The sequence below is a fragment of the Acinetobacter sp. YH12039 genome, from assembly GCF_013420015.1.
Taxonomy (GTDB): Bacteria; Pseudomonadota; Gammaproteobacteria; order Pseudomonadales; family Moraxellaceae; genus Acinetobacter; species Acinetobacter amyesii.
Genome location: NZ_VOZA01000004.1, coordinates 33528 through 46675, shown reverse-complemented (window position 1 = coordinate 46675; position 13148 = coordinate 33528). Strand labels below are relative to the sequence as shown.

10 protein-coding genes and 1 tRNA gene are annotated in these 13148 nt (G+C 39.4%); 3 read left to right on the top strand and 8 right to left on the bottom strand.

Annotated elements, in window-relative coordinates; all coding sequences use genetic code 11:
- Window positions 1-80: 80 nt before the first annotated feature.
- From FTT98_RS03085 to efp, 7 genes are all read right to left on the bottom strand, one after another.
- Window positions 81-157: transfer RNA gene (locus FTT98_RS03085), tRNA-Val, on the bottom strand.
- Window positions 158-189: 32 nt separating this feature from the next.
- Window positions 190-2202, bottom strand: a complete 2013-nt coding sequence (locus FTT98_RS03080; RefSeq protein WP_180176971.1) for a DUF3488 and transglutaminase-like domain-containing protein — start codon at window positions 2200-2202, stop codon at window positions 190-192.
- A gap of 3 nt (window positions 2203-2205) precedes the next feature.
- Entirely contained in the window at window positions 2206-3111 is a 906-nt protein-coding gene (locus tag FTT98_RS03075; protein ID WP_180176970.1) for a DUF58 domain-containing protein, read from the bottom strand.
- Between the two features lie 12 nt (window positions 3112-3123).
- Window positions 3124-4080 carry a MoxR family ATPase gene (locus FTT98_RS03070; protein WP_180004888.1) on the bottom strand — a complete coding sequence of 319 codons (957 nt, stop codon included), beginning with the start codon at window positions 4078-4080 and terminating at the stop codon, window positions 3124-3126.
- A 229-nt stretch (window positions 4081-4309) separates the two neighbouring features.
- The gene (locus FTT98_RS03065) at window positions 4310-4612 is read right to left on the bottom strand and encodes a YbdD/YjiX family protein (protein WP_078190160.1); all 303 of its coding nucleotides are present in this window, start codon (window positions 4610-4612) and stop codon (window positions 4310-4312) included.
- Between the two features lie 13 nt (window positions 4613-4625).
- Entirely contained in the window at window positions 4626-6728 is a 2103-nt protein-coding gene (locus FTT98_RS03060; protein WP_078190161.1) for a carbon starvation CstA family protein, read from the bottom strand.
- A 194-nt stretch (window positions 6729-6922) separates the two neighbouring features.
- Window positions 6923-7492, bottom strand: a complete 570-nt coding sequence (gene efp / locus FTT98_RS03055; RefSeq protein WP_078190162.1) for an elongation factor P — start codon at window positions 7490-7492, stop codon at window positions 6923-6925.
- A gap of 388 nt (window positions 7493-7880) precedes the next feature.
- Here efp and epmB point away from each other — a divergent pair, with 388 nt between their 5' ends.
- The 3 genes from epmB to FTT98_RS03040 are packed head-to-tail and all read left to right on the top strand — an operon-like array spanning window position 7881 to window position 12768.
- Window positions 7881-8897: an EF-P beta-lysylation protein EpmB gene (epmB, locus tag FTT98_RS03050; protein WP_180176969.1), complete on the top strand. Its 1017-nt coding sequence runs from the start codon at window positions 7881-7883 to the stop codon at window positions 8895-8897.
- A 14-nt stretch (window positions 8898-8911) separates the two neighbouring features.
- Window positions 8912-10657 carry a GTPase gene (locus FTT98_RS03045; RefSeq protein WP_180176968.1) on the top strand — a complete coding sequence of 582 codons (1746 nt, stop codon included), beginning with the start codon at window positions 8912-8914 and terminating at the stop codon, window positions 10655-10657.
- A complete protein-coding gene (locus FTT98_RS03040) occupies window positions 10639-12768 on the top strand; it encodes an EAL domain-containing protein (RefSeq protein WP_180176967.1) in 2130 nt (709 codons plus the stop codon). The genes FTT98_RS03045 and FTT98_RS03040 overlap by 19 nt, the downstream gene beginning before the upstream one ends.
- Before the next feature lie 84 nt (window positions 12769-12852).
- Here the strand turns inward: FTT98_RS03040 and rpmE are convergent, their stop codons facing one another.
- A complete protein-coding gene (gene rpmE, locus FTT98_RS03035) occupies window positions 12853-13077 on the bottom strand; it encodes a 50S ribosomal protein L31 (RefSeq protein ID WP_078190165.1) in 225 nt (74 codons plus the stop codon).
- Between the last annotated feature and the right edge of the window lie 71 nt (window positions 13078-13148).

Genomic DNA, 13148 nt, shown 5'->3' with positions numbered 1-13148 from the left:
TATGAACAGTAAATGTCAACAGACCCTAATAATTTCAGATAAAAAAAAAAGCAGAATCATTTTGATTCTGCTTTTGAATTTGGTAGGTTTAACCAGATTCGAACTGGTGACCTCTACGATGTCAACGTAGCGCTCTAACCAACTGAGCTATAAACCTAGAATGCGTAGAATCATATTCATTTTTATTTTTTATGACAAGCCCTTTTCTGACTTTTTTAAATTTTGCGTACAAGTTTTAAGCAAAGCCTTAAAATATTGAATATCATGAGAACTTAGCGCGGTACCTACATAAATTCCCTGCTCAAATAACGTAATAACTTGTTCAAATGCCGCCCTTTCCTGTTCAGGTACATTTTCAGCCAAACGTTGTAACCAATGCCTAAAACTTTCTGAAGCCACTTTTTGCTGGCTCAAGGGTAAATTCTTAGCAAACTTGGTAATTTCTCTTTCAAGAGGGCTGAAACTTTTTCTTTTTTTCCACAAAATCCATATAAAATATAATGCTACAATGCCACCAATACTCAAAATAAGAATTAAAACACCTGCATAAGCAGAATTTGTACCGAGCTTTTTAAACCATTGTTGTTGAGATTGAGTATTATAGCCCACCACTTTGCTTTGCCATTGGTAACTCGCATAATCACTCCATACACGGACTTTTTTCAACATCGAAAATTGTTGATAGGCCCAAGTAGACTGCTGGCTCCCAAAAATTGTCCGATCTTGTTCCATATAATCCTGCATCCCACCATCGATACGCTGAGGTGCGATCATGGCTGTAGGATCAATTCGACGCCAATGTTGATTGACATAAACCTCTGTCCACGCATGTGCATCAAGTTGACGAACTTCCCAACTTTTTCCATCTGGTGCTAATTGACCACCTTGATATCCCACGACAATACGCGATGGAACACCTACATAGCGCATCAACATTGCAAAGCTCGAAGCAAAATGTTCGCAAAAGCCCTGTCTTGATCCAAATAAAAAATCATCTATCCGATTTTGCCCCAATACGCCTGGGCTTAAGGTATATGCAAAGCGATTTTGTTTATACCATTGCAAAACTTCTGCAATATAACGCTCAGGATTTTGATGACTGCGCTGCCATAAAGTTTGGGCCAATTGTTGTGATTGAACATCCAAGTTTTCAACATAGCGCGTGTTTAATTTTTCAAGTAAAGTCACATTTTTTATTTGTGGCGGCTCTGCACTTCCTAACCATTTCAGTTGAATCGGCTCCGTGCGTGCTGTTAATCGGTAGGGCGTAATTCGACCATCTTGACCTAAAGCAAAACGTGCTTCATTGGGAACGGATTGCTCCAACGACATAATCCACATCACAGTTGGGTCGGCAGCCAAATATTGATAATTCAATGTCCGCTTGGGTTTTAAATCAGCTGGATTCAGCTGTATAACGTTCTGGTTGAAAAAATGACTGGTCCATTTAGAACCATCATATTCATCTAAAGCCATTGCCCGCCAATACAGCTCTGTACGTGGTGGCAAGGCTTGAATATCACCGATTATACGAAAAGCCAAACTACTCGACTGTGATAACTCAGCAATATCGCCCGGAGACATGCTGTCACTGATTCCCGTTGTGGCTTTATTTTCAGGAATAGGAATGTGCCATAGCGGCGGCAGGCGTGGAAAAAATAGAAACAGTAAGATAAAAAATGGAACAGCTAAGCCAATAAATTTTCCCACATGCCCAATATCTTGTTTAATCGCCTGTATTTCACCGCTTGAGTCTTGGCTAAAACCAACGGTCTGTAAACGGAATAATCCAATAAAGCAGCTCAACAACGCCAACAAAATGACCAATGCCATGGCAAAGGACTGGCTAAACAAAAAACTACTGGCAATCACAAACATCGCAAAGTTAAATAAAATAATTACATCACGACGTGTTTTTGTTTCTAAAGATTTAGCAAATAAAAATGTACTAAGTACTGTAACCCCTGCATCAACACCAATAAATGTTTTATGACTTATGTAAATGCTGAATAAAGCTATCAATGTCAGCACATAGGTTAAAATTTTAGAAAATGGTTTTTTAGTTGCGCGGGTATTGTGTAATAAAATAAGCCAAATGACTAAAAATACTAATGATGTCACCACTGGTATATAAAGCATTTGCGCAATGAGCAACAAAGCTAAAGTGAGTAGTATGGAGCGGCGTATGGTATTTTCAATCATCAATTAAGCCTGCGCCAATAACCGTTTAGCTTCGGAAAAATGCAGTGCTCCAGTGCCTGATGCTAACTCAGCATTAGGTAAATACAGTGCATATTGATCGTGATTTTGCTCAGCCTGCTCGACCAAACCCATCATAAGGCTAAGTTTTTCTTCATGACTTTGAGCTGGCATATAGTGATAATGAATCTCCAATTTCTTTAGATCTTCATACTGTTCAAAGACTTTCACATATAAGCCTTGTCCTCGTGCTGCTTGTTTCCAAGACACCGCATGAAGTGAATCCCCCGTCTGAAAACTCCGTAATTCGCGAAATTCATCAAGATCAGGTTCAAAATTTTGCTGTTGTTGCTTATTTTCAACGGAATGCAAACTGGCTTGAGGTGCAACCCACGCTGGTTGGTGTACGTACAAATACGTCCAGGCCCGAACCAAACCAAAGGGATAAACACTATAAATTTGTATGGGTGGAATCTGAAAAAAACCGCGTTGGCTGGTTGTAAAATTTAATTGAAAGCCATGCTGTTGCGTATTGAACAATAATTTATGTAGCTGATTTTCAGTTTTAATCCACAAATATCGCGCCTGTTCAGCATCTTGCTTAAAGTAAATTTCGACCGAGAGTAATTCACCTGCTTGCGGTGTATCAACAACATTTATTTGAATCTGCAACGCATGAAGCTGCTTAAAAGTAATATAGAAACTAATACTCAATACGGCGCTAATTAAAAAGCAAAAGCCTAAAATCAAATTATTGGCATAATTCACACCAGCAATAAAGGTGATGAAAATTAACACCACATACAAGTAGCCTTGCTGATAGATAAAGATCAAGACGTCTTTTTGAGTCAGCTGTTTATGCTGATCAATTTTAAATCGACGTTCAATCCATTGCTGCCACATTGAAGCCAAGGTTCAACTCCTTTATTGGATCGAAACTTGTTCTAAAAGCTTAAAGGCTTCAAGATCTGACAACCCAATTCGATGAGATACCACAGCTGTAAAAACGGCTTGTACATCGTCAGGATTCACATAATTTCGCTGCTCAATCAGCGCATAGGCTTGCGCAGCTTTCTTTAAGGCTAAAACACCACGAGTAGAAAGACCATGTCTCCCCTTACGTGTCTCAGCAGCAAGATCCAAAATGTAATCCATTAAACGATCACTCAGATGTATCTGCTCGACAAACCCTTGTAGTTGTAAAATTTCTGCTTCATTAAAGATATGTGCTAATGCCGCAATCAGATCATGGCGTGAAGTTTGTTGGAGCAATAATTTCTCTGCCTGACGCGATGGATAACCTAAAGACAAACGCATTAAAAACCGGTCCAACTGGGACTCAGGTAAGGCATAAGTACCACTTTGAAATAAAGGGTTTTGTGTCGCAATCACCCAAAATGGTTGAGGCAAAGCATATCGCACACCATCAACCGTCACATACCCCTCTTCCATCGCTTCCAATAAAGCACTTTGGGTCTTTGGACTACAACGGTTGATTTCATCTGCCAATAAAATTTGGGTAAAAATCGGCCCAGATTTAAACTCAAAATGATGTTCTTTTTGATTAAACATATTTACCCCAATCACATCGCTGGCCAGCATGTCATTGGTAAATTGAATCCGTTGAAACTTTAATCCCGCCAAATGTGACAAGGCGCTAGATAATGTCGTTTTTCCTAAACCAGGTAAGTCTTCAAATAGCACATGCCCGCCTGCCAATAGACAAGCTAAAGCCAATTTGGTTTGCTGATTTTTATCCAAAATAATTTGGTTAATTTGTTCGAGGAATGTATTTATTTTCGGGTAAAAAGGCGCAAGGCTCTGCTCACTTAAAAGCGTTGATGTATTATTTTGTTGGCTTTTCTCTGATCCCCAAAACACCTTTTATTCCCCAATAAAAAAGTTAAATGAATGACTAACATACAGGGTTTTATTTAAAAATACAGTGTTTATCTCCAATCTATACCCAGTTCAATACTTTAAATACATACGCTTGATATTTATTGGGTATACAAAAGCGTTGTTTTCGCTTCGACTGATCACAATTCAGCAAAAAAAAAGCGTCCCGAAGAACGCTTTTTTTATTGGATTTTTAGCACAAGTCAAAGCATTAGCAAGGACATTTCTTCATGTCACCACCAGCTGATGGATAACGTGCATCTACACAGTGACGATAAAATGTTTTTGCATCCATCGCTTCCAAATCAGGATGATGTTTTGCCATATGTTCCAAATAGTTTTGGTAATCTGGCACACCCACCATCAGGCGGAAGCTTTGCTGTAAACGTTGCCACAACGTCGCAATACGTGACCAATTTTTCGGGTTCAGAATTAAATCCTTCTGCGACATAATGGTCATTTTAATGATTTTATAAATCACCGTTTTTCCACTTTTTGCAAACTTCAGGTTCATTCATATTCCCCTATTAATGTGCTGAATTTGACGGATTAATTTCAGCTGGGTCACGGTAAATCGCTTCTGCTTCATTCACCGATGGATTTGGATTTGCCAAGGCACGACGCACCACACCAATCGCTGCAAATAACATCACAAATGCCACGATCATAAAGAATGCACAAAGACCAGCATTGATTTGATTCGACAATGCAACCGTATGCATTTCAGCCATGGTTTTTGCAGGTGCCAACAATTCATTTTTCGCAATTGCTGCGTTAAAACGATCTGCCTGAGCCAAGAAACCAATCTTTGGATTTTCGTGGAAAATCTTCTGCCAACCAGCGGTCATAGAAGTGATAAACAAGAATACTGTTGGGATAATCGTCACCCAAACATACTTTTGTTTTTTCATCTTGAATAAAATCACTGTACCCAAGATCAATGCCATCGCAGCAAGAATTTGGTTACCAATACCAAATAGCGGCCATAAGCTATTAATACCACCAAGTGGGTCAACCACACCTTGGTAAACGAAGAAGCCCCAACCTGCGACAGCCACCGCTGTACCCAACAGATTTCCGAAGAAATTATGAGAGTTTTTAACCGCAGGAACCACGATACCCACTGTATCTTGCACCATGAAACGACATGCGCGAGTACCTGCATCCACAGCTGTTAAAATGAAAAGTGCTTCAAATAAAATCGCGAAGTGATACCAGAACGCCATCATTGAACGGTTATTGAAAATTTCCGTAATAATGTGAGCCATACCAATCGCAAATGTCGGCGCACCACCTGTACGAGACAGAATCGAATTTTCACCCACTTCTTGTGCAAGTAAGGTCAATGCTTCAGGTGTTACCACGAAGCCTAATGTACGAACTGCTTCCGCAGCGGACTCAACCGTTGTACCAATCACAGCTGCTGGCGCATTAATCGCAAAATATACACCAGGCTCAAGAATCGTTGCACAGACCAAAGCCATAATCGCAACAAAAGATTCCATCAACATGCCGCCATAACCGATCATGCGAATATCTTTTTCATTATTCACAAGCTTCGGTGTCGTTCCTGAAGAAACGAGCGCATGGAAACCTGAAATTGCACCACAGGCAATGGTAATAAACAAGAATGGGAACATTGAGCCTGCAAATACAGGACCCGTACCATCAATAAAATGCGTTACCGCTGGCATTTTCATTTCAGGCAATGCAAACATGATCCCGATTGCCAAACCTGCAATAACACCAATTTTCAAGAAGGTCGATAGGTAATCACGTGGAGCAAGCAGCAACCAAACTGGCAATACTGATGCTACGAAACCATAACCAATCAACCACCAAGTTAGTTCAGTACCTGAAAGAGTAAAGAATGGACCCCAGTATGGGTGCTGTGCAATGTCGCCACCATAGATAATCCCTGCCATCATCAGTACAAAACCAATGATCGACACTTCTGCAATTTTACCCGGACGGATAAAGCGCATGTAGATACCCATGAAAATCGCAATCGGCACTGTTGCAGCGATACTGAAAACACCCCACGGACTGTTGGTCAACGCTTTTACAACCACCAAAGCAAGTACCGCTAGAATGATGATCATCACACCTAGTGCGCCAAGCATCACGATGATTCCGGCAAAAGAACCCAGTTCTTGTTTTGCCATTTCACCGAGTGAACGACCATCACGACGCGTCGAGATGAATAAGACTAAAAAGTCTTGAACCGCACCAGCCAGTACAACACCCACCAAGAGCCAAATTGTTCCCGGCAAATAACCCATTTGCGCAGCAAGGATCGGTCCAACTAAAGGGCCAGCACCTGCAATCGCAGCAAAGTGGTGACCAAATAGAACGCTTTTATTGGTCGGTACATAATCCAATCCGTCAGCTAAGCGATGGGCAGGCGTTAAACGTCGCTCATTCAGTTCAAAGACTTTATTGGCAATAAATAAACTATAAAAACGATACGCAATGCTATACACACAGATTGCTGCAAGGATCAGCCAAACTGCATTGACATGCTCGCCTCGACTGAGTGCTAGTATACCGAATGAAACGGCACCTAGAATGGCTACAAACAGCCAGATAATCTTTGAAGCCATTCCTGACTTCGGTTGAATGGTTTCCATCTCAATCCCTCATAAATGTTGAAATAAATCAGCTTGATTTTTCTTGTTCGAGGTACTGCTGTTTCTTCCCTTGAAACTCTACTCCTGTTATGGGCTTTTTCATCTAATACTTTGGCATAAAAATTTAAACCAATAGGTATAAAAAAAGGGATGAATCACTTCATCCCTTTCGATAATAGTCTATTTTTAAACCATTATGCACGTTCTAAATAGTCACCAGTACGGGTGTCTACACGAACGCTTTCTTCTTGCTGTACGAATAATGGAACACGTACAACTGCACCAGTTTCAAGCTTAGCAGGTTTACCGCCACCGCCTGAAGTATCACCACGTACACCTGGATCAGTTTCAACGATTTTTAATACAACGAAGTTTGGCGCGCTCACAGTTAAAGGAACACCATTCCATAACATGATTGTGCAAAGTTCGTTAGAGTCGTCTTTCAACCATTTTGCAGCGTCGCCCATTGCAACTTTGTCTGCCGTGATTTGTTCGAAAGATTCTGGGTCCATGAAGTTCCACATTTCGCCATCGTTATACAAGTAGTTCATTTCAACTTCTTGGATGTCAGCAGCTTCTAGTGAATCACCAGATTTGAAAGTTTTTTCTAAAACTTTACCAGTTTTAAGGTTACGTAATTTTACGCGGTTAAAAGCTTGGCCTTTACCTGGTTTTACGTATTCGTTTTCCATGATTGAACATGGGTTACCGTCAAGCATGACCTTAAGGCCTGACTTGAAATCATTCGTAGAATAATAGGCCATGACTGGCTCACTCCAAACTTACTAACTTTAATCTATAGATGCTATGGGCTGTAACATGTCATTTAGCAAGTACTGACTGTAACATTGGCTGCCACATGCACATTAATGTGATATTGCGTATTCTAAATGACCAATGCACCATGTCGCAACGAAAAAATCCCCATTAAAGGGGTCAAGCTGCTTAACTTACACTCAGACATTAAAGAACTTTGTTTATACAATGCCCACAAACAGGTAAAATTGCTGTTTACTGAAACTTAATAAATGTTTCGTAGGCTTCATCCGTTGTAAGCTTTATCGGAATTATTTCAGCTTACACTTCAAAGTTCGACGCATTAATTTCAGCAATATTCCCCACTCACCTTTCTGCATTTTTTAAACATTCGGCATGATAAACTATTTATTTCAAGAGCAAAACTGGCAAACTCAATTGAGTGATTTGATTACAAATCCTCAAGAATTACTCGATGTATTAGAACTCTCGCATGATCAGTTATTATCGGGTGCTCAGTTCGCAGCAGATGAGTTTCGCCTACGCGTGCCGCGCGCTTTTGTCGAAAAAATGCAAAAAGGTAATCCGCTCGATCCGCTTTTACTCCAAGTCCTACCGCATCATTTAGAACTTGAAGAACACGCCGGTTTTGTTACCGACCCATTAGGTGAAGAACAAGCTAACCAACAGCCTGGTGTATTACATAAGTACAAGTCTCGCTTTTTACTGACTTTAACCGGTGCCTGCGCGGTCCATTGTCGTTATTGTTTCCGCCGGCATTTTCCCTACCAAGAAAACCTGCCTAAAAATGACGATTGGGTAAACATTAAGCAATATATCGAACAACAACCCGATATTAATGAAGTGATTTTAAGTGGTGGAGACCCGCTCACACTATCAAATCGTAAACTTCAAGTGTGGATTGAACGTTTATCGACTTTGCCACAAATTAAATTTTTGAGAATTCATTCACGAGTTCCTATCGTAATCCCCAACCGTGTCGATGAAGAGCTGGTTTCTAATTTAAAAAACAGTAGGCTACGCATTATTCTAGTGGTACACTCAAATCATCCATCAGAGCTAGATGACTTCACGTGCAGCCAGCTTCAACAGCTTGTCAAACAAGGAATCACCGTGCTGAACCAAGCAGTCTTATTAAAAGGGGTTAATGATTCTGCAGAAGTGTTGGTCGATTTAAGTTACCGCTTATTCGACGCAGGTGTAATGCCATATTATTTGCATGTTCTGGATAAAGTAAAAGGTGCTCATCATTTTGATACACCAGCTCAGGATATTGATTTAATTTATAAAAAAGTTTTAGAGAACCTACCTGGTTATTTGGTTCCTAAACTTGTACGGGAAATAGCGGGCGAAAAAAACAAGACACCGCTTTTTGGGGCTTCAACTTTTTGAGTTAAATAATAAAGATGACCACGCATACTTCAGATACGTTTTACAATCCGACTGAATTAAAGCTGGATAAATTAAGCTTTTGTCCGACCAATGCTAAAGGTCTGCAAGAGTGGTTAAACGGTATTTCAATTTTACAATTGGGTACCTCATCTAAAGCTTTATTCAATGCCTTACTTGAAATCTCCGAGCTGAAATGCCAAGAGATGTTACGTTTTGATTTGGTTCAAATTTTACATCCGACTATGGAAAGTGTGCTCACAAGCTTAGAAAAACACTTTACCAATCAAAGCCTCATTACCACGGATCGTAATGACCAAATCATTGAATTGGCGATGCTTTTACGCAGTCACTTTGCCAAAATCTATATTGATATTGCCAAACGATGTAATCAGCAGCTTAATCAACAAAAGTTTTCGATTTTTTCATTCGGCCATAAAAAAAGCTTACAAACCGCTCGAATTGCATCAATCTACTATGCGTTGCAACAACTGACACTGTTGTTGTATCAACAACATATGTTGTATGCCACACCGACTGCAGGTCAATGGATTGCGGCACATCAACTGATTGAATGTGCCATTGAACACAATTTCTATCAAAGTAATGTCAATCAGTTACTGGGTACTCAACATCAAATTGCAAATATTGCTCAAGCTTATGCACAATTAATCTTATTAGATATTTTCAATAATCATCAGATTCGCCCTGCTGAAATCCAAGGTTTGTATTTATGTAGCTTTGACTGGGCAAAATTGGTTCAAATCCTACCGAAAGAAACCACGCTTTCACGCTATGTTGTAGACACGAAAAAAGATCACCCACCGATTTATAACTCAAAACAAGATCGGTCTTATCAAGCCAATGTATACATTTCAACGCAAAACTTGCTCGATCATTTGACCGAAACGCAAACTAGAAATGCCAATTATTTATCTAAAAATGAAAAGTTATTTTTAACTCCAGCGCTATATTTCCATATTCATAATATTTTGACCAACAACACTGAACGCCGTCATGAACGTTATGAATATTCTGCGCAAATTAATATTTGCTTTAGCTTAATGGTGGCGCATTTCTATCTCTCTAAAGGTAAAAACTTCCACGAAACTTTAGATTTGGAAGGCAATTATCAATTCCACAATGAAGCCTCTTTTGTCAATTCGCATGATTCAAATATGCCAACAGGCATGACTAATGCGAAAGCGCTAGATCGTGAAGCAAAACAGATTCATACTGCTGACGTATTAGATATTAGTGTGAATGGTTATCGCATTAAATGGACTGGCCCTACCCCTGCTAATTTAAAAACCGGCGAATTTATTTTGATCCAAGAAAATGCTCAAAGCCAATGGCGTGGCGGTGTTGTTCGTTGGATCAAACAATCGACTGAAAAAAGTTTGGAATTGGGTCTCGAAGTACTGGCTCAAGATTTGTATCCATGTTCAGCCCATATCCGTACCGACCGCAATACAACAAATCATCAACCTGCTTTATTGGTACAGACCACACAACTTGATCAAGTGTCTACGACCTTAATGTTACCTGGGGCAAATCTCTTCCGAGAGAAACAAACGGTCCACCTTCGCTTAGGCAAAGAAGACATCAAAGTCTATCTCACCAAAGCGCAGTTGGTGACACAAAGCTTTATTCGCTTTGAATATGAATTATTGAATGAAGAGCAAGAAAATGTCGTTAAAGACTATATTGCGAAACAGAGCAATGAGATCAAAAATAACGACTTATGGGAAGCATTAAAGTGAGAAATCCATTACTATCCAAAAAACTAAAACGTACGGAAACTCGATTACTCATTATTGATGATAATCAAATACGTTTTAACCAGATACGTGATTTATTGACAGACAGCGAACATCAAGTTCATGCCATATTACTTGATGATTTACAAAATTTCGAAAAACAGCTGAATCTCAATTGGGACTTGATCATTTTTGGACGTGCTTATGATTTAAAATATGAACAAGCTTTAAGTTTAGTTCAACTGTCGAGCCAACCGAATTTACCGATTATTTTACTTAAACCTGAAGACTATCAAGCTGAACAATATGCAAGTTTAGTCAAAAAAGGGATTTATGACATCGTCGATATTGCTGAACCTGAAAGTTTCTATTTTGGTTTAATTCGTGCATTGTCTTTTAGTCGCCTACAACAATCTCAACAACATTTAATGGAAGAGCTTGAAACGGCTCAGATTCAAACCCAGTCTTTAGTTGAAGATAGTCGTAAAGCGGTTGCCGTAATTCAAGAAGGTATTCATATTCAAGCCAATGCTGAATATCTCACTTTATTTGGTCTAAAAAATGAAGATGATGTAATTGGTCTGCCCCTGCTCGATCTATTACAACCTACTGACCTCAATGACTTTAAACAACGTTTTAAAAAAATCAGCCAAGGACAGCTCGATTTAGGACGTTTTGATCTTGTTTCGCAAAATATCGCAGTGGCTGGGCAAAACCCACTAAAACTCGAATTTATTGCCGCGGCTGAAGAAGATGCTTTACAGCTCGCAATTGAAATTGGCAGTCAAAGCAGCAATGCTGTAAGCAACGCTCCAGTTGAAGCTAGCCCACAAAAACCAAAAGCTTTTCAACAACTCAACCGCACCATTGGCCAGCAACCTGCTAATGTAAATGCATTAGTTCTATTTACATTGGCTTCTTGTTCTGATGCGATTTTTCAAAAAGATTGGAATACTTATAAGAGCTATTTCACCAATATTAAAAACTTCTTGAAAGATCAGACTCATGCTCCATTATTTAGTTTAGATAATGGTGCAATCGTTGCCTTATTCCAAGCGGATAATCAGCTCAAACTTGAGTCTAAATTGATTGGTCTTAACACTCTGAGCAAACCTCAATTACTCAGTGTAAATAATGAAACTTATCCATTAAATTTACGCATGGGATACAGTGTTTTAGACAGCGATATTCGTGATGAAGCACATTTTGAAACCTTTGTTGCAAAAGCCTTTAATACTGCGCTACCTACCAACCAACAAGCGCCTGAAATCGATTTAACGATTCCATTAGAAATTGATATTCCAAGTTTGGATTTCGGTACACCAGAAGCACAAATTGCGCCGATTGTCGTTAGTGATGAAGCTCCTGTTATCAAGGCCCTTCGCAACTGCTTAGAACGCGGTGAAATTCATCTTAAATATCAGCAACTGTATGATAAAGAAGATTCACATCTTTATACTTATGAAGTAACCAGCGGCTTTATTTTTGAAAATAAATGGAAAGATATCGCCCAACTACGTGAATTGGCTGAAGACTCAGAGCTATCCATTAAATTGGATCGTTGGATCTTGGTTGAATCGTGTAAACAGCTACACAACTTTATTACTCAGTTCCCTGAAGCTAAATTAATCGTTAACCTCAACAAGGAAGTGCTATATAACGACCGCACCTTCCCTGAGTTTATTTCAAAACTCATTACGATTATTCGTAGTAAATTGAAGAATCCACTGATTTTACAATTTGCAGAAGAAGACATTCAGCTCAATATTGATGCCGCTCAAAAAGCATTTGTTGAACTTCGTAAAAATGGTGCCGAACTGGCTTTACGTAATTTTGGTCATTCGATGTTTAGTGAATCATTATTACGTCAAATGGATGTTCACTGCTTAACACTAGATTCAAGCTTGACCCAAATGCTTGCAAACGACAAGTCATGCCAAGAGCTGCAAGAAAAAATTACCACTTATCATGAAATCAAAACTGTTGAAATCATGCTACGTGAATTAAATGACATGACACTGTTTGCCAATGCTTGGAATGTAGAAGCTCGTTTTATTCAAGGTGATTATTTCCAGAAGAAACTCGACCATCTCATCGATGTTCAGGACCAATAAGGTTCTGAACATTGCCGATTTAAGGTTTATCTTTTTATCGGCACAAAAAAAACGGGCATAAAGCCCGTTTTTTCGTTTTGGATATTAACGTTTGATAGAACGTGACATACCAGCAAAACGTTGTTTGAATTTGTCGATACGACCGCCAGTGTCAACGCTTTTCTGTTTACCAGTGTAGAATGGGTGGCAAGCAGAACATACGTCTAGGTAAATAGTTTCTTTACCAAGAGCTGAACGAGTTTCAATTACGTTACCGCATGAACATGTAGCAACTAAAGTTTCATATTTTGGGTGAATATCGGCGCGCATCGTCGATTACTCCTAAGATTTAAGAAGGTTTAGCTGTCATCGCAATTGATCACTCTTGCATCACTACAAGG

Excerpts from the sequence above, each read along its gene's own strand:
- FTT98_RS03040 (WP_180176967.1), top strand. The coding sequence starts at position 10,639 with ATGGGAAGCATTAAAGTGAGAAATCCATTACTATCCAAAAAACTAAAA.
- efp (WP_078190162.1), bottom strand. The coding sequence starts at position 7,492 with ATGGCCTATTATTCTACGAATGATTTCAAGTCAGGCCTTAAGGTCATG.
- FTT98_RS03080 (WP_180176971.1), bottom strand. The coding sequence starts at position 2,202 with ATGATTGAAAATACCATACGCCGCTCCATACTACTCACTTTAGCTTTG.
- rpmE (WP_078190165.1), bottom strand. The coding sequence starts at position 13,077 with ATGCGCGCCGATATTCACCCAAAATATGAAACTTTAGTTGCTACATGT.
- FTT98_RS03045 (WP_180176968.1), top strand. The coding sequence starts at position 8,912 with ATGACCACGCATACTTCAGATACGTTTTACAATCCGACTGAATTAAAG.
- FTT98_RS03060 (WP_078190161.1), bottom strand. The coding sequence starts at position 6,728 with ATGGAAACCATTCAACCGAAGTCAGGAATGGCTTCAAAGATTATCTGG.
- epmB (WP_180176969.1), top strand. The coding sequence starts at position 7,881 with ATGATAAACTATTTATTTCAAGAGCAAAACTGGCAAACTCAATTGAGT.
- FTT98_RS03065 (WP_078190160.1), bottom strand. The coding sequence starts at position 4,612 with ATGAACCTGAAGTTTGCAAAAAGTGGAAAAACGGTGATTTATAAAATC.